Genomic DNA, 16,691 nt, shown 5'->3' with positions numbered 1-16,691 from the left:
GGATCCAACGGTCCCGAACGACCGCCCGCCGCTGTCACATTCGGCTTGAACTGACCCTGGACACCTCGGCGTCGGTGCGGGATAACGAGTCCATACTGTATGGGTCGACTGTATGCAATCTACGATGCGGTCGCGCGCAGGAGGGAGCACGTCTCGTATGCCCGAGGACAACTCCGCACTCGTATCCGGCGGCCATCTGGTGGCCAAGGCGCTCAAGGCCGAAGGGGTGGAGGTCGTCTACACGCTGTGCGGCGGCCACATCATCGACATCTACGACGGCTGCGCCGACGAGGGCATCTCGCTCGTCGACGTACGCCACGAACAGGTCGCCGCGCACGCAGCGGACGCGTATGCGCGGCTGACCGGACGCCCCGGCTGCGCGGTGGTGACCGCAGGGCCCGGCACGACGGACGCGGTGACCGGGGTGGCGAACGCCTTCAGGGCCGAGTCCCCCATGCTGCTGATCGGCGGTCAGGGTGCCTCCACCCAGCACAAGATGGGCTCCCTCCAGGATCTCCCGCACGTGGACATGATGACGCCGATCACCAAGTTCGCCGCGACCGTGCCGGACACCGCCCGCGCTGCCGACATGGTCTCGATGGCCTTCCGCGAGTGCTTCCACGGCGCTCCAGGACCGTCGTTCCTGGAGATACCGCGGGACATACTCGACGCCAAGATGCCCGCAGAGCAGGCGCGGGTCCCGCGCCCCGGCCACTACCGGGCCTCCACCCGGCAGGCCGGCGACCCGGCGGCCGTCGAACAGCTGGCCGCGCTGCTGACCTCGGCCGAGCGGCCCGCGATCCTGCTCGGCAGCCAGGTGTGGACCACCCGCGCGACCGAGGCGGCGCGCGAGCTGGTCCGGGCCCTGGACGTGCCCGCGTACATGAACGGTGCCGGGCGCGGGACGCTGCCGCCCGGCGATCCGCACCACTTCCAGCTCTCGCGCCGGCACGCCTTCCAGCGGGCCGACCTCATCGTGATCGTCGGTACGCCGTTCGACTTCCGGATGGGATACGGCAAGCGGCTCTCGCCCGAGGCGACGGTGGTCCAGATCGACCTGGACTACCGGACCGTGGGCAGGAACCGGGACGTCGACCTGGGCATCGTCGGCTCCGCAGACCTGGTGCTCGCCGCCGCGGCGCAGGCGGCCGGAAGCGGCGTACGGGAGCCTGCGGCCCGCAAGGCGTGGCTGGAGGAGCTGCGCGCCGTCGAGGAGAAGGCGCTGGCCAAACGTGAACCGCTGCTGCACTCCGACGCCTCGCCCATCCACCCCTACCGGCTCGTCCACGAGATCAACGAGTTCCTGACCGACGACTCGCTCTACATCGGGGACGGCGGAGATGTCGTCACCTTCTCCGGGCAGGTGGTGCAGCCGCACACGCCGGGACACTGGCTGGACCCGGGCCCGCTGGGCACCCTCGGCGTCGGCGTGCCATTCGTACTGGCAGCCAAGCAGGCCCGCCCGCGAAGCGAGGTCGTCGCGCTCTTCGGCGACGGCGCCTTCTCGCTGACCGGCTGGGACTTCGAGACGCTGGTCCGCTACGACCTCCCGTTCGTCGGCATCGTGGGCAACAACTCCTCCATGAACCAGATCCGTTACGGCCAGCGCGCCAAATACGGAGCCGAACGGGAACGGCTGGGCAACACCCTGGGCGATGTGCCCTACGACGCCTTCGCGCGGATGCTGGGCGGCCACGGCGAGGAGGTGCGGGACCCGGCCCAGCTGCGGCCGGCGCTGGAGCGGGCCCGCGAGTCGGGCAAGCCCTCCCTGATCAACGTATGGATCGATCCGGACGCCTACGCCCCCGGAACCATGAACCAGACCATGTACAAGTGACCGGCCTTCGAGTGAGGTGACCCGCGTGAGCGGCAAGGCACTGGACGGTGTACGCGTCCTGGACATGACCCATGTGCAGTCGGGCCCCTCGGCAACCCAGTTGCTGGCCTGGCTGGGCGCCGACGTCCTCAAACTGGAGGCGCCGAGCGGCGACATCACCCGCAAACAGCTGCGGGATCTGCCCGAGGCGGACTCGCTCTACTTCACGATGCTCAACTGCAACAAGCGCAGCATCACCCTCAACACCAAGACGCCGCGCGGCAAAGAGCTGCTGACCGACCTCATCCGGCGCAGCGACGTGCTGGTGGAGAACTTCGGCCCCGGCGCGATCGACCGGATGGGCTTCACCTGGGAGCGGATGCAGGAGCTCAACCCGCGGCTCGTCTACGCCTCGATCAAGGGTTTCGGCGACGGTCCGTACACCGGCTTCAAGGCGTACGAGGTCATCGCGCAGGCCATGGGCGGCTCGATGGCCACCACCGGAGCGGAGGACGGCCCACCTATGGCGACGGGCGCGCAGATCGGTGATTCGGGCTCCGGAGTGCATACAGTCGCCGGCATACTCGCGGCGCTGTACCAGCGCGAGCGCACCGGCCGCGGACAGCGGGTCCGGGTGGCGATGCAGCACGCCGTCCTCAACCTGTGCCGCGTCAAGCTCCGCGACCACCAGCGGCTGGCACACGGGCCGCTGCGCGAATACCCCGGCGCTCCCGAGGGCGAGGAGGTGCCCCGCTCCGGGAACGCCTCCGGCGGCGGCCAGCCAGGCTGGGCGGTGCGCTGCGCACCCGGCGGCCCCAACGACTACGTCTACGTCATCGTGCAGCCCGCATCGTGGGTGCCGCTGTGCGAACTGATGGGGCGTCCGGAACTGGCCGAGTCCCCGGAATGGGCCACCCCCGAGGCCCGGCTGCCCAAGCTCGACAAGATGTTCCGGATGATCGAGGAGTGGACCTCCGGGCTGCCCAAGTGGGAGGTGCTGGCGGCACTCAACGCACACAACATCCCCTGCGGGCCGATCCTGTCGACCAAGGAGCTGATCGAGGACGCCTCGCTGGCCGACGACGGAATGATCGTCGAGGTCGAGCACCCCACCCGGGGCAGCTTCACCACCGTCGGCTCCCCCCTGAAGCTGTCCGACTCGCCCGTCGACATCACCGCCTCGCCACTGCTGGGCGAGCACAACAGCGAGGTCTTCGCCGGTGAACTGGGGCTGAGCGAAGACGAGTTGCGCGAACTGCACGCCGAAGGGGTGATCTGAGTGGCGGACACACCCGAACACGGGGACCGGGAGCCGGTGCGGGACCACGCCGCCGCGCGGGAGAGGGTGCGCGCCGTGCTGGACGCGGTCCGCTCCGCCGGCCGGACGGCGCTGACCGCCGCCGAGGCCGAGAGCGTGGCAGCCGCCTACGGCATCCCCACGCCCCCGCAGGCCCTCGCCACCGACGCCGAAGAAGCCGTGCTCCGGGCCGAGGAGATCGGCTGGCCGGTGGCGCTGAAGGTCGTCTCCCCGGACGTGGTGCACAAGACGGAGGCAGGCGGTGTCCGCACCGGACTCACCGGCCCCGACCAGCTGCGCGAGGGATATGCCGCGCTGCTCGACTCGGTCAGCTCCCACGTCCCCGGCGCCCGGATCGAGGGCGTCCAGGTGCAGCGCATGGTCACCGCGGGGCAGGAGGTGCTGGTGGGGGCCGCGACCGACCCCACCTTCGGCAAGATCATCGCTTTCGGGCTCGGCGGCGTCCTCGTCGAGGCGCTGGGGGACCTCACCTTCCGGCTGGCGCCCGCCTCCTGGGACGAGGCCCGCTCCATGCTGGACTCGGTGCGCGCCGCCGAGGTGCTGCGCGGGGTGCGCGGCGCGCCGCCGGCCGACCGGGACGCGCTCACCGGACTGCTGGTGCGCGTCTCCCATCTGGCCGCGGACTTCCCTGAGCTGACGGAGATCGACCTCAACCCCGTCTTCGCAGCGCCGGACGGGGTGGTGGCGGCCGACGTACGGCTGCTGCTGGGCGAGCCGGAGGAGAGCGAGCGGCCGCGTCACTCCACCGAGGAGATCCTCGCCTCGATGCGCCGTCTGATGGAACCGCGCGCTGTGGTCGTCATCGGAGCCTCCAACGAGCCGGGGAAGATCGGCAACTCGGTGATGCGCAACCTGGTGGACGGCGGCTTCGCCGGTGAGATCCACCCGGTGAACCCCAAGGCCGACCAGGTGCTGGACCGGAAGGCGTACCCCACTGTCGGCGATGTGCCCGGCGAGGTGGACGTCGCGGTCTTCGCGATACCCGCGCCGCTGGTGCCCGCCGCACTGGCGGAAGCCGGCCGCAAGGGCGTGCCCAACGCGGTGCTCATCCCCTCCGGATTCGCCGAGACCGGCGAACACGCGCTCCAAGCAGAGGTCGTGGCCATCGCACGGCAGCACGGCATCCGGCTGCTGGGCCCCAACATCTACGGCTACTACGCGCCCTGGCAGAACCTGTGCGCCACCTTCTGCACGCCTTACGACGTGCGCGGCGGGGTTGCCCTCACCTCACAGTCCGGCGGGATCGGCATGGCGGTGCTCGGCTTCGCGCGGGCCACCGGAACCGGTGTCTCCGCCATCGTCGGGCTGGGCAACAAGTCCGACCTGGACGAGGACGACCTGCTCACCTGGTTCGCGCAGGACGAGCACACCCGCTGCGTGGCCATGCACCTGGAAGACCTCAAGGACGGCCGCGCCTTCGTCAGTGCGGCCCGCGAGACCGTCCGCAAGAAGCCGGTCGTCGTCCTCAAGGCGGGGCGCACCGCTGCCGGCTCCCGCGCGGCGGGCTCCCACACCGGTGCGCTGGCCGGCGACGACGCCGTCTACGACGACGTACTCCGGCAGGCAGGGGTGATCAGGGCGCCGGGCCTGAACGAGATGCTGGAGTACGCACGCGCGCTGCCGGTGCTGCCCACACCGCAGGGAGAGAACGTCGTGGTCATCACCGGTGCGGGCGGCTCAGGCGTGCTGCTGTCCGACGCGCTGGTGGACAACGGGCTGTCCCTGATGGAGATCCCCGAAGACCTCGACGCGGCCTTCCGCGCCTTCATCCCGCCGTTCGGGGCTGCGGGCAACCCGGTGGACATCACCGGGGGAGAGCCGCCCTCGACCTACGAGGCCACCATCCGGCTCGGTCTGGACGACCCCCGTATCCACGCCCTCGTACTGGGCTACTGGCACACCATCGTCACCCCGCCGATGGTCTTCGCCGAACTGACGGCACGCGTCGTCGCCGACGCCCGCGCCCGGGGGATCGACAAACCCGTCGTCGCCTCGCTCGCCGGCGACACGGAGGTCGAGGAAGCCTGCGGCTATCTGTTCGACCACGGCGTGGTGGCCTACCCCTACACCACCGAGAAGCCGGTCGCCGTCCTCGGCGCCAAATACCGCTGGGCGCGGGCCGCCGGACTGCTGCCCGGCCGGCCCTGAGCAGTTCCGCTCCCCCCACCCGGCTCCCGGAAGAAGGACAGACGGATGGCTCGAAGCGATGCCCCGTTGACAGCGGGGTACAGAGAAGTGACCGACCGCAACGGACGGGTGTACCGGATCGGCGAGACCGACCGGGAACTCCTGGGCCACTCCCGCAAGATCATGGTCTATCTGCCATGGCTGTCGATGATGGCGATCAGCGTCGCCGAGTACGCCTACGGCTCCGCCGAGGACACGCTCTCCGACGCCCATCACTGGACACAGAGCGACACGTTCTGGATTCTCAGCATCTGGGTCTTCTTCCAGGCCGGGATCGCCTTCCCGGCCGGCTGGCTGCGCGAGCGGGGAATCCTCAGCCCGCGTAACGCCATGTTCCTCGGCGCCGGGCTCGCACTGCTGGGCTTCCTGGCCCTCTCGCACGCCTCAAGTGTGCTGCTCGCGATCTTAGGGTTCGGGGTGCTCGGCGGGATCGGGGCCGGCCTCATCTACGCCACGTGCATCAACAGCGTCGGCAAATGGTTCCCCGAACGCCGCGGCGGCAAGACCGGCTTCGTCAACGGGGGCTTCGCCTACGGCGCAGTCCCGTTCATCTTCCTGTTCAACTACGCCTTCGACACCAGCAACTACCACCAGGTGCTGGACTCCATCGGCCTGTACGTGCTGCTTCTGGTGGCGGTCTGCGCGTGGTTCTTCCGCGACCCGCCGAAGAACTGGTGGCCGCCCGACCACGATCCGCTGCGCGGGACCGGCCGGGTCAAGGCGGTGACGGCGCTGCAGAAGAATCCGCCGGCCACCCGCCAGTACACCCCGATGGAGGCCATGCGTACCGGCATGCTGCCCCTGATGTGGCTGCTGGTCGTCATGACGGCGGGAGTGTCGATCTTCGGCATCTCCTTCCAGGTGCCCTTCGCCAAGGAGGTCGGCTTCGGACCGCTGATCGCCGCCTCCTCGATGGGTGTCATGTCGATCATCAACGGCGTGGGCCGCGGCTGCATCGGCTGGCTGTCCGACCGCTGGGGACGCAAGCCCACGCTGATCTTCGTCATCGTGGTGCTGGGACTGGCGCAGTTCGGCGTGCTGTGGGCGGGGAGCATCCGCAGCCAGGCGCTGTTCCTGGTCTTCGCGTTCGTCTCCGGGTTCGGCAGCGGCGCCTTCTACCCGATGTTCGCCGCTCTCACCCCCGACTACTTCGGGGAGAACCACAACGCGACCAACTATGGGATCGCGTACAGCGGCAAGCTGATCAGCGGGCTGTTCGGCGGAGGGCTGGGGGCCACCGCCGTGGACGCCTGGGGATACGACGGTGCGTATCTGCTTGCCGGGAGCGTTTCGTTGCTGGCCGCCGCCATGGCCCTCGCGTTGCGCCGGCCCGGCGCGCCCCGGCTGAAGGACATCGAGCCCAACCATCACGCCATCAGCCGCGAAATGGCCTGACGGCCGGTCCTCGCCCCCTCAACCCCCTTGCCGGTGACGTTGGTCCGGCGAGGGGGTGCCCCTTTGGGTCTGTTGCAGGCTGCGGCGTGCGTTGTGGTTGCTCGCGCCGTTCCCCGCGCCCCTTCGGGGCACGGGGAACGGCGCCGTGCCAATCGCCGGGGCACCCCCTCGCGCTAGCGTTCGTGGTACGAGCGCCGCGTGTGCTCCGTGTGGGCCCGCATCACACGCGTGGCCGCATCCTCGTCCCCCGCGGCGACGGCGGCGATCAACTCGCGGTGCTCCTGCCAGGACGTGGCCCCGCGCTGCCGCGCCACCGGCCGGTAGTACCACCGCACCCGACGGTCCACCTGCCGGGAGAGCTCGGCCAGCACCGAGTTGCCGGCCAGCTCCATCACCTTGGCGTGGAAGGCCGCGTTGGCGTCCACGACGGCATCCACCTCGTCCCGTGCCAGCGCCGCCTCACCGCGGGCACACAACTCCTCCAGCGCCGCGACCCCCTGCGGCCCGGCATGCAGCGCGGCCAGCCGGGCGGCCTCCGCCTCAAGCAGAGTGCGGACGGACAGCAACTGGTCGGCCTCCTCCTCGGACGGCTCGTGCACGAACGCGCCCTGCGCGGGCCGCAGATCGACCCAGCCGTCGTTCGCCAGCCGCTGCAACGCCTCCCGCACCGGCTGGCGGGAGACGCCCAGGCGCTCCGCGAGTTCGCTCTCCACCAGGTGCTGCCCCGGGCGCAGTTGACGCGTGGTGATCAGCCCCAGCAGTGCCTCGTACACCCGGTCGCGCAGTGGCCCCGGCCGCTCCAGCCGCGGCACCGCGCCGTGTGGCAGCTCCGACAGTGACATCCCCACCCCGTTCCCGTGGCCAACAACGGTCCATTGTCTACAGTCTACGGAGCACACTCCGGGCGCCTGCAGCTCCGGTTGCGAGGCCGAGCCTTCCGTAAGTTTCAGCAACCTGCTGCATTCTTTCGGGTTCAAGAATCGACCATGTCGAAAAATGTCCTCCTTCGATTATGCTGACGGCTGCGGTCGCATCTCCCGATGCCGTCCCCGGACCGTTCGGCCCCTGTTCTTTTGATTTTGTTTTCCGGTCGATTCATGGCCGTTCACCGATAGTTCACCGGTGCGCACGTTCTTCTCGTCGTCTCATTCGTTTCCCTTACCGCCTGGATAACGCATGCCCAAACTCTCCGTCATTGTTCCCTTCCACAATGTGCAGGAATTCGCGGACGACACGCTGCGGAGTCTCGCCAACAACGCGGGGCCGGCAACCGAGTTCATCCTCGTCGACGACTGCTCCACCGACGCCACCCCGGAGATCCTGAGCGGGTGGCAGCACCGGCTCGCCCGCACCACTGTCATCAGGCACGAGGAGAACAAGGGCATCGCACAGAGCCGCAACAGCGGCATCGAGGCCGCCGGCGGCGACTACCTCACTTTTCTCGACGGGGACGACTGGTACGGCCCCGGATATCTCGATGAACTCGTCCGCAGCATCGATGAACTGGGCTGCGACTTCGTACGCACCGACCATGTGCAGAGCACCGGCGCCACGCGGGTCGTGCGCCGCGCTCCCGCACCTGTGCGGGACAAGGTGCTGCACCCGCGAGAGGTGATCGCCCCGCCGCACGCCGAGACGATGGTGGACTATCCCTTCGTCTGGGCCGGCGTCTACCGCCGCAGCCTTTTCGACGGCGGCGCGCTGCGGTTCGCGGTGGATCTGCGTACCGCCGAGGACCGGCTGTGGACCTGGCGGCTGCACCTGCGGGCCAGGACCTTCGCGGCGACCGGGCTGCACGGCGTGTTCTACCGGCGCGGGGTCACCACCTCGCTCACCCAGATCCGGGACGCCCGGCAACTGGACTTCATTCCCGCACACGACGCGCTGCTCGCCGACCTGGCCGCCGATCCCGAGGGGGAGCGCTTCCTGCCCAAGGCGGTGCGGACATACTGCGCGCTGCTCGCCTTCCACCTGACCAACATCCGGCGCTACCACGCTCCCGTCGCCAGACGGCTGAAGAAGATGGTGACCACCGCGCTGGAGGGCATGCCCCAGGACGTGCTGGACACGACCCTCGCCGGCATGGACGACAAGCGCGCCGACATGCTGCGGCGGTTCCGTACGGCGAGGAAGGCGGCGGCCTGACCATGTCCCAGCTCCCTGAGCAGCGCAGGACCACGCGGCCCGTGCAGATCTTCGAAGTCTCCACGCTCTACGGGGTCGCGACGCTGGCCGCCGCGGTCGACGCCGGACAGTTCGGGCCGCCCGCCGCGGCCCGCAGGATTCTGCTGGTGTCCAACAACGCCGCCACGCCCGAGGCGGCCACCCGGCTCGCCGACATGAACGGATTCCATGGCCTCGCGCGGCGGTTCGACGAGATCATCGACTGGAACGCGACCATCCGGCCCCACCACCCGAGCACGTGGACGCCACCGCGGGACGAGTCGCCCGTCTGGGAGCGGATGTTCCGCAACGCCTGGGGGCTGGGCAGTGCACCGGTGGAACTGGTCGTGGAGTCGATCCAGGTCAGCCCCGCCAGGGCACTGGCCACCATCTTCGGCGGCAGCGTCGTCCACGTCTATGCCGACGGGCTGATGAGCTACGGACCCACCCGGGAGCGGCTGCCCCAGTGGCTGGGCTGCCGGATACAGCGGCTGCTGCACCTCGACCTGGTGCCGGGGCTGCGCCCGCTGCTGCTGACCGAGCACTCCGTACGGGCCGAGACCGTGCCGGGCGACGCCTTTTTGAAGGTGCTCGGCGAACTGGGCGAGGCCGCGGCCGGGGAGCCGGAGCTGGCCCGCGTCGCCGCTGACCGCCCCACCGCTGTGCTGCTGGGCCAGTATCTCGCCGCGCTGGACATCCTCACCCCCGAGGAGGAGGAAGAGCTCCACGCGCGGATGCTCCGCGGGGCGGTGGCCGCAGGCCATGAGTGCGTGGTGTTCAAACCGCATCCCACGGCCCCAGCGCGCTACTCCCACGTACTGGAGAAGGAAGCCGCCCAGGCGGGAGTGCGCCTGCACGTCCTGGAGGGGCCGGTGCTGGCGGAGGCCGTCTACGACCGGTGCCGGCCAACTCTCGTCGTCGGCTGCTTCTCCACCGCGCTGCTGACCGCCGCCACCTACTACGGGATCCCGATCGCCAAGGTGGGCACCGAGGCGCTGCTGGACCGGCTGACGCCCTATCAGAACAGCAACCGGATACCCGTGACCATTGTCGACTTCGCCGTACCCGATCTGGAGCGCGGCGCGGAACACCTCCAGGCGGCGGGGGAGCGGACCGACGAACTCGGCGCGCTGGTACGGACGGTGGGCTACTGCATGCAGGCGAAGCTCCACCCGCTCCTGCGCGAGCCCGCCAGCAGCTGGCTGGAAGCCCACCTCGGCGACGACACCGAACGCTACTTCAAACGCCGCCGGCTGACCGCGCTGGCGCTCCCCGGAGGCGGTACCTCGGTCCGCGCCCGGCTGCTGCGTCGCAGCCCCTCGGCACGCTGGGCCGCTCGCCGCATCCGCGCCGCACAGCGCAGACTGCGCACGCGAGCGGGTGAGACCGCCGGCTCGGCCTACCCCAGGTAGCGCCGCAGCCCGAGCCGGCCCCACAGCAGGCTCAGGCCGAAGGACGGGATCACCGTGACGACGGCGAGCGCGGCCGCAGCGCCGGCCGCGCCCAGCCAGCCGCGTTCCGCGGAGACGAACGCGGGCGAGACCGCCTTCAGCAGCAGCACATGGAACATGAAGGCGCCCAGCCCGGCGTCCGTCACCTTGGCCAGCACCGGACGCACTCGCTCCGGTATCCGCACCCCGTTGGCGGCGAACAGCACACAGCAGCTGAGCGCGGCCACGAAGATGCTGGCGTTGGGGATGACGAAGTGGATCCGGTCCTGCGACCACAGCACAGCGGCCAGGGACACCACCGCGCCCGCCAGCCACCACCAGCGGTGCCGGCGCCTGGTGGCCGGCAGGCCGAGCAGCAGCGCGCCGACCACCGCGTAGACCAGCGAATACGTCCCCGCCTGCCAGCCGAAGCGCGGTACGTCCCACCCGGTGAGCTCTGCCAGATCGCTGAAGGCCGTGGGCCCTGCCGCGATCACCACGAGCGCCGCGACGACACCCCAGGGGCGCTTTCCGGCCTTCAGTAGCATCACGAAACCCAGGACCAGGATCAGCGGGACGTGTGCGTAGAAGTACCACAGGTGGAAAGCGGGCTGGACGGTGCCGAAGACGGCGTCCAGCGCCAGCTTCGGCGTCGGCCGGCCGTTGGTGTCCCGCCACCATCCCCAGGCGAGGTAGACAGCCGACCAGATGCCCACCGGAACGATCATGCGCAGGGAGCGTTTGCGCAGCGTCCCACCGCTTCGGGGCGGCGCTCCCACCAGTACCGCCCAGCCCGCGATCGCGAAGTACATCGGAACGGCCCAACTGGTCACCGAGTCGAGGAACAGCCCGGTCCAGTAGACCGCACGGCCGTTCTCCGCGCTCTTGCCGACCGCGAGCATGCACTCGCCGCCGACGTGCCCGAGGATGACCGAGCAGGCGCAGATGACGCGCAGCAGGTCGATGTCGTACCGGTGTTCGCGCCGTGGCGGTGCCGACGGCGTCGCGTCCGCCTGGTGGACAGCGGCTTGCGGTGCCGCCGCCGGAGCCGCTGAAAGCTTGTCAGTCGCCAATGCCAGCCCTGTGAATGCGAGGAACCATACGCTGCCTCGCCGGTCACCGGGCGAGAAGACCCACGCATCCTGCCAGTCCCGGCCACCCGGGAATCTGTACGGAGGGGGAACAACAGCGGAACTCCTCCAGCCGGGAACGCCGCGTCCTGAGCCCTCTCTATCTCTGGTTGGAGAACGGGATCGCCCTGCTGCGCGATGCCGGTGCTCCGGGCACGGCCATAGCCTGAGACGCATCATGGAACGAACTGACGACCGGTTCCTCCCGGTCCTGCTGCTCGGTGCCCAGGCCGCGGTATGGGCAGGGGCCGTACTGGTGCGCAGCGCGGCCCCGACAGCTGCTCAGCTCCTGGCCGCGGCCCTGGTCGGCGGCCTGGTGACCGTCGCGCTCACGGCCCGCCGCACCCGCCCGGTGCCCGTCCTCATCCTGGTCGCCGCGGCCTGCGCGGTCGGCGCCGGGCCGCTGCCCGCGGGAGCGGTGGCGGTGCTCGGTACCGCGGGCGTCGCGCTGGCCCTTTTCACGGTCGCCGTCGAGACGGACACCGTCACCGCGCTGCTGTGCGTGGCGACGCTGGCGGCCTGGCAGATGCTGCACGGACTCAGTCTGCACGGACTGGGCGACCGCCAAGGGCTCGACCTCGTACTGACCGCCCTGCTCTACGCGGCTGCCTGCGGCGCGGGGCTGCGGACGCGGCGGCTGCGCGCCGCCCGGCGGACCGCCGAACGGCGCCTGCGCCGGGCCGAGACGGAGCGCCACCGGCTGCCGGCTGCCGAGCGGCGCCGGATGGAGCGGGAGCTGCACGACGTCAGCGCCCACCATCTGACGGCGGTGGTCGTGACCGTGGAGGCGGCACTCGGACTCCGCGACCGCCGCCCCGAACTGGCCGAACAGGCACTGGAGTTCGCCGCCGGGACCGGCCGCGAGGTGACCCGGGCCCTCAGCGCCGTACGAGCCCCGGCACCCTCCCCGCAGGACCTTCCCGCACCGCAGGAGCGGCTGGGCGAGCTGGTGGCCGGCTTCCGTGCCCTGGGACAGCCGGTGACCTGCGACATCAACACCCTCCCCGACGGCTCCGTCGGCGACGCCGCCTACGGGATCGTCCGCGAGGCGCTGACCAACGCGGTGCGCCACGCCTCGGGCGCCGCCACCACCGTGCGCTGCACCTGCACAGACGCGCACACGGAGGTCGTGGTGCGCAACGCGCCGCCCGGCACCTCAGCCGCCGGTACGCCGCGCGGTGCCGGACTCGGCGGCGGGCGCGGGCAGAACTTCCTGCGCGGCCGGGCCCGCGAGGCGGGCGGCTCGCTCACCACCGGCCCGACACCGGACGGCGGATGGGAGGTATGTGCCCTGCTGCCGGGGCGCACCACCGCAGCCACGCCGACGACGGTGCCCCGCGCCTATCGCCTCGCCCAGTTCGTGGCGGCTGCCGCACTGTGCTTCCAGCCGCTGCTGCCGGTGCTCGTCATCCGCGACAGCACGACACCGTCCGGCCCGTCCGTCTCCGCCGGAGCGCTCTTCGCGCTACTCGCCACCGCGCAGGCCGTCGCGCTGCTGTGGCTGCGCCGCGCCCCGCGGACCGCCCTGGGCGTACTGCTCGTCCTGGCCTGGCTCTGGCCCGCGGCGATGTCCGTGAGCGGGTACACGGGTCCCGCGGTGCTGCCGCCGGTGCTGAGCATGCTGCCCAGCTGTGTCGCGCTTGCGATGATGGCGGCCCGCCCTGTGGAGGGCGGTCTCTCCGCGGCACTGCCGCCCCGCCCCAGGCCCGGCTCCGACTGGTCCGGCTCCGGCGGGTCCGGCTCGGGACGCCCGTTCGCCGTCGCGCTGGTGGCGGCCTGCATGGCCGTGCCGCGTTCGGCCGTTCTGGCGGGAGCCGTCGCGCTCCACTTGGCGGTGGGGGTTCTGGTCCTCATCGACGGCGGCTTCACCCCGCCGACCTGGGTCGTTGTCGGCACGACGACGGCCTCCGCCGGACTGGCGGCCGCCGCTGCCGGTACGTGGTACGGACGGCGCCGGGATGCCGCCCAGCACGCGTACCACCAACGCCTCGCCTCGTGGACGGAGGAGGCGGTACGCGACGCGTGGGCCGAACGCCGCCGCATCACCGCCGGGTTGGAGACCACCGTGCTGACGCGTACGGCGGAGGTCGTGCGGGAGGCGGAGGCCGGGCGGCTCGGGCAGACGGCGGAGCGGGCCCGCGCGGCGCTGGCCGCCATGCGGGCCCTGCTGGAGACGGTCAGGGAGGGGGAAGCCCGGGCCGAACTGCGGCCGCAGCCCACGCTGCAGGCCCTCGACCTGCTGGTCCACCAGTGGCGGGCCACCGGCCGGCCGGTCGAGGTGCGGCTCACCGAGCGGGTGCCCGAGCGGCTGCCGGCCGCAGTGGATCTCGCCGCCTACCGTGCTGCCGAGACGGTACTGGAGGCCGGCGGCGAGGAACCGGCCGAGCTCGTACTCGACGCGGCGGACGACATCTTGACCCTCACCGCCACCGGCGTCCCGCAGGCCACCCGTCTCACGGCCCGTGAGCGGCTGGCGGCCCGGGCCGCCGCTGTCGGTGGCACCATGACGGTCCAAGCGCCGGGCACGGTCCTGCTGCGCCTGCCCCTGACCCCAGCGGAGCACGACGGAGCCGCCGGCCCGGCCCGCTGCCGCGCGGAGCCCGTCCCGGGCGGGGGAGACGAGGAGGAAGCCCGATGACCGTCAAGGTGCTGGTCGTCGACGACCAGATCGTCGTCCGGGCGGGATTCGCCGCGGTCATCGACGACGAACCCGACCTAACAGTCGTCGGAGAGGCCGGTGACGGCGCCGCCGCGGTGAGCCTGGCGGAGCAACTCGCGCCCGACGTCGTCGTCATGGACGTACGGATGCCAGGGCTCGACGGCATCGCCGCCACCCGCATCCTCACCGCGCGCGAGCACCCGCCCCGGGTGCTGGTGCTGACCACCTTCGATCTGGACGCCTACGTCTTCGACGCGCTGCGCGCCGGCGCCTCCGGCTTCCTGCTCAAGGACGTGCACGCGGCCGAACTGCTGACCGGGATCCGGATCGTGGCCGCCGGCGAGAGCGTCCTGGCACCGTCCGCGACCCGCAGACTCATCGGCCACTACGCCTCCGGCCCGGCCACCGGTCCGCGGCCCGGGCAGGACGCGGGCTCACTGGAGCGGCTGACCGCACGGGAGCGCTTCGTCCTCACCCTGGTGGCTTCCGGACTGAACAACGCGGAGATCGCCGACGAGCTCGGCATCACCGTCGGGACCGTCAAATCGCATGTGAACGCGCTGCTGCGCAAGCTCGGACTGCGCGACCGGGTGCAGGCCACGATTCTCGCGTACGACCTGGGCCTCGCCCGGGCCAACCCGCCGGCCCCGGGCCTGGCGGACCCGTCACCGAAAGGAATGTCCCACTCATGAGCACCGCACACGAGGAGCGCGCTCCCATGACCGACTCCGACGCCACCCGCACCGCCCTCGGCACCGTGCGTGACGCGTTCCGCAGCGTTCTCGCCCGCGGCTACCTCGCCGTATGCGCTGCCCTGGTGATCTGGGCGGTCGTGGTGAGCAGCGGCGATCAGCCCGACGCCTCCATGGCCGGAGTGATACCGCTGTTCGCCACCGCGCCGGTGAGCCTGATCGTGCTCGTGCTGCCGGACCACGTCTCCATGCTGTTCGTCGCCGTCGGCCTCGGTGCCCTGGTGAACGCGCTGATCATCGGCTGGTGCGCCCGCACACTGCGGCGGGGCAGCGGCGGCTCCGCACCCATGGCCTGACGCGCTCGTCGTGCCGCAGCGCCGCAGACGACGGCCGCGCTTACGCTCGACCTGCTGCCTTGCTGCTGCCGCTGTCGATGTCGCTGTTCGTGTGGAGGGAGACCTGTGGCTGTCCATCGTGGTTCGCCGCGCCAGGAGCCGGACGCCGAGCGCGGGAGACTCGCCGTCAACCCCTTCCACGCTGCGGCCGACCCAGCGGTCGGGATGCGGGCGGTGCCGCCGACGGACCGGCTGCCCGACGAGCCGATGCCGCCCGACACCACGTACAACCTTGTGCGCGACGAGCTGATGCTGGACGGCAACGCGCGGCTGAACCTGGCCACCTTCGTCACCACCTGGATGGAACCGCAGGCCGATGCCCTGATGGCCGAGTGCAGCGCCAAGAACATGATCGACAAGGACGAGTATCCCCGGACGGCCGAACTGGAGCGGCGCTGTGTCGCGATGCTCGCCGACCTGTGGCACGCCCCCGACCCGCAGCGGGCCGTGGGCTGCTCCACGACCGGGTCGAGCGAGGCGTGCATGCTCGCGGGCATGGCCCTCAAGCGCCGCTGGTCCCGGCGCAACGCCGACCGGCTGCGCACCGGCGCCCGGCCGAACCTGGTCATGGGCGTCAACGTCCAGGTGTGCTGGGAGAAATTCTGCAACTTCTGGGAGGTGGAACCCCGGCTGGTGCCCATGGAAGGAGAGCGGTTCCACCTCGACCCGCAGGCCGCCGCGCAGCTGTGCGACGAGAACACCATCGGCGTCGTGAGCGTGCTCGGCTCCACCTTCGACGGCTCCTACGAACCGGTGGAGCAGGTGTGCGCCGCACTCGACACCTTGCAGGAACGCACGGGCCTGGACATCCCGGTACATGTGGACGGTGCCTCGGGGGCCATGGTCGCTCCCTTCCTCGACCCCGGCCTCGTCTGGGACTTCCGCCTGGACCGCGTCGCCTCCATCAACACCTCGGGGCACAAATACGGGCTCGTGTACCCAGGGGTCGGCTGGGCCCTGTGGCGCGACGCGGAGAGCCTGCCGCAGGAGCTGGTCTTCCGCGTCAACTACCTCGGCGGCGACATGCCCACCTACGCGCTGAACTTCTCCCGGCCCGGCGCGCAGGTGGCGGCCCAGTACTACACCTTCCTCCGGCTGGGCCGGGAAGGTTTCCGCGCCGTCCAGCAGGCAGCCAGGGACGTGGCCGGCACGCTGGCGGCCGGCATCGCGTCCCTGGGCGACTTCCGTCTGCTCACGCGGGGGGACGAGCTGCCCGCATTCGCCTTCACCACCGCGCCGGGCGTCACCGCGTTCAACGTCTTCGACGTCTCACGCCGGCTGCGTGAGCACGGCTGGCTCGTACCCGCCTACACCTTCCCGCCCGACCGGCAGGACCTCTCCGTGCTGCGTGTCGTGTGCCGCAACGGCTTCACGGCAGACCTGGCCGACCTGCTGCTCGACTCCCTGGACCGGCTGCTTCCCGAACTCCGCAGTCAGCCGGGCCCTTTGGTACGGGACGAACAGAAGGCCACCAGCTTCCACCACTGACCCCGAGAGGGTACGGCC

12 protein-coding genes are annotated in these 16,691 nt (G+C 71.0%); 10 read left to right on the top strand and 2 right to left on the bottom strand.

The features are described 5' to 3' along the window. Nucleotides 1-157 precede the first annotated feature (157 nt). From ITI46_RS04950 to ITI46_RS04935, 4 genes are read left to right on the top strand one after another with little or no spacing between them, the layout of a single operon-like run. Nucleotides 158-1,837: a thiamine pyrophosphate-binding protein gene (locus ITI46_RS04950; protein ID WP_209238140.1), complete on the top strand. Its 1,680-nt coding sequence runs from the start codon at nt 158-160 to the stop codon at nt 1,835-1,837. A 25-nt stretch (nt 1,838-1,862) separates the two neighbouring features. Continuing rightward, complete coding sequence (gene frc, locus ITI46_RS04945; RefSeq protein WP_209238139.1) at nt 1,863-3,095, top strand: formyl-CoA transferase; 1,233 nt, start codon at nt 1,863-1,865, stop codon at nt 3,093-3,095. A 36-nt stretch (nt 3,096-3,131) separates the two neighbouring features. Further along, nucleotides 3,132-5,282 carry an acetate--CoA ligase family protein gene (locus ITI46_RS04940; RefSeq protein WP_209238145.1) on the top strand — a complete coding sequence of 717 codons (2,151 nt, stop codon included), beginning with the start codon at nt 3,132-3,134 and terminating at the stop codon, nt 5,280-5,282. A gap of 45 nt (nt 5,283-5,327) precedes the next feature. Then, nucleotides 5,328-6,716 (top strand): OFA family MFS transporter, encoded by a 1,389-nt coding sequence (locus ITI46_RS04935; RefSeq protein ID WP_209238138.1) that lies wholly within the window; start codon nt 5,328-5,330, stop codon nt 6,714-6,716. A 173-nt stretch (nt 6,717-6,889) separates the two neighbouring features. Here ITI46_RS04935 and ITI46_RS04930 read toward each other — a convergent pair whose 3' ends face one another. Beyond that, a complete protein-coding gene (locus tag ITI46_RS04930; RefSeq protein WP_209238137.1) occupies nt 6,890-7,558 on the bottom strand; it encodes a GntR family transcriptional regulator in 669 nt (222 codons plus the stop codon). A 334-nt stretch (nt 7,559-7,892) separates the two neighbouring features. Between ITI46_RS04930 and ITI46_RS04925 the strand changes: the two genes are divergently transcribed. Further along, a complete protein-coding gene (locus tag ITI46_RS04925) occupies nt 7,893-8,861 on the top strand; it encodes a glycosyltransferase family 2 protein (RefSeq protein ID WP_209238136.1) in 969 nt (322 codons plus the stop codon). Between the two features lie 2 nt (nt 8,862-8,863). After that, nucleotides 8,864-10,291: an alpha-2,8-polysialyltransferase family protein gene (locus tag ITI46_RS04920; RefSeq protein WP_209238135.1), complete on the top strand. Its 1,428-nt coding sequence runs from the start codon at nt 8,864-8,866 to the stop codon at nt 10,289-10,291. On the opposite strand, the gene ITI46_RS04915 is transcribed toward ITI46_RS04920, so the two are convergent. Beyond that, nucleotides 10,279-11,382 (bottom strand): acyltransferase, encoded by a 1,104-nt coding sequence (locus ITI46_RS04915; RefSeq protein ID WP_209238134.1) that lies wholly within the window; start codon nt 11,380-11,382, stop codon nt 10,279-10,281. The two genes, ITI46_RS04920 and ITI46_RS04915, sit on opposite strands and share 13 nt — an antisense overlap. A 235-nt stretch (nt 11,383-11,617) precedes the next feature. On the opposite strand from ITI46_RS04915, the gene ITI46_RS04910 reads away from it, so the two are divergent. The 4 genes from ITI46_RS04910 to gad all read left to right on the top strand — a co-directional run bounded on the left by ITI46_RS04910 (nt 11,618) and on the right by gad (nt 16,673). Beyond that, nucleotides 11,618-14,077 (top strand): ATP-binding protein, encoded by a 2,460-nt coding sequence (locus tag ITI46_RS04910; protein WP_209238133.1) that lies wholly within the window; start codon nt 11,618-11,620, stop codon nt 14,075-14,077. Next, nucleotides 14,074-14,790 carry a response regulator gene (locus ITI46_RS04905; RefSeq protein ID WP_209238132.1) on the top strand — a complete coding sequence of 239 codons (717 nt, stop codon included), beginning with the start codon at nt 14,074-14,076 and terminating at the stop codon, nt 14,788-14,790. Before ITI46_RS04910 ends, ITI46_RS04905 begins: the two co-directional genes overlap by 4 nt. Next, a complete protein-coding gene (locus ITI46_RS04900; RefSeq protein WP_247745481.1) occupies nt 14,787-15,146 on the top strand; it encodes an SCO4225 family membrane protein in 360 nt (119 codons plus the stop codon). Before ITI46_RS04905 ends, ITI46_RS04900 begins: the two co-directional genes overlap by 4 nt. Nucleotides 15,147-15,251: 105 nt before the next feature. Then, on the top strand, nt 15,252-16,673 hold the full coding sequence (gene gad / locus ITI46_RS04895; protein ID WP_209238131.1) for a glutamate decarboxylase: 1,422 nt from the start codon (nt 15,252-15,254) through the stop codon (nt 16,671-16,673). The last annotated feature ends 18 nt before the right edge of the window (nt 16,674-16,691 follow it).

The sequence above is a fragment of the Streptomyces oryzae genome (assembly GCF_017676365.1).
Classification (GTDB): domain Bacteria; phylum Actinomycetota; class Actinomycetes; order Streptomycetales; family Streptomycetaceae; genus Streptomyces; species Streptomyces oryzae.
This window is presented reverse-complemented; position numbering and strand designations above follow the sequence as displayed.

Bases quoted from the DNA above. Each gene is read 5' to 3' on its own strand.
- ITI46_RS04950 (WP_209238140.1), top strand. From the start codon at position 158: ATGCCCGAGGACAACTCCGCACTCGTATCCGGCGGCCATCTGGTGGCC.
- ITI46_RS04935 (WP_209238138.1), top strand. From the start codon at position 5,328: ATGGCTCGAAGCGATGCCCCGTTGACAGCGGGGTACAGAGAAGTGACC.
- ITI46_RS04930 (WP_209238137.1), bottom strand. From the start codon at position 7,558: ATGTCACTGTCGGAGCTGCCACACGGCGCGGTGCCGCGGCTGGAGCGG.
- ITI46_RS04925 (WP_209238136.1), top strand. From the start codon at position 7,893: ATGCCCAAACTCTCCGTCATTGTTCCCTTCCACAATGTGCAGGAATTC.
- ITI46_RS04920 (WP_209238135.1), top strand. From the start codon at position 8,864: ATGTCCCAGCTCCCTGAGCAGCGCAGGACCACGCGGCCCGTGCAGATC.
- ITI46_RS04910 (WP_209238133.1), top strand. From the start codon at position 11,618: ATGGAACGAACTGACGACCGGTTCCTCCCGGTCCTGCTGCTCGGTGCC.
- ITI46_RS04905 (WP_209238132.1), top strand. From the start codon at position 14,074: ATGACCGTCAAGGTGCTGGTCGTCGACGACCAGATCGTCGTCCGGGCG.
- ITI46_RS04900 (WP_247745481.1), top strand. From the start codon at position 14,787: ATGAGCACCGCACACGAGGAGCGCGCTCCCATGACCGACTCCGACGCC.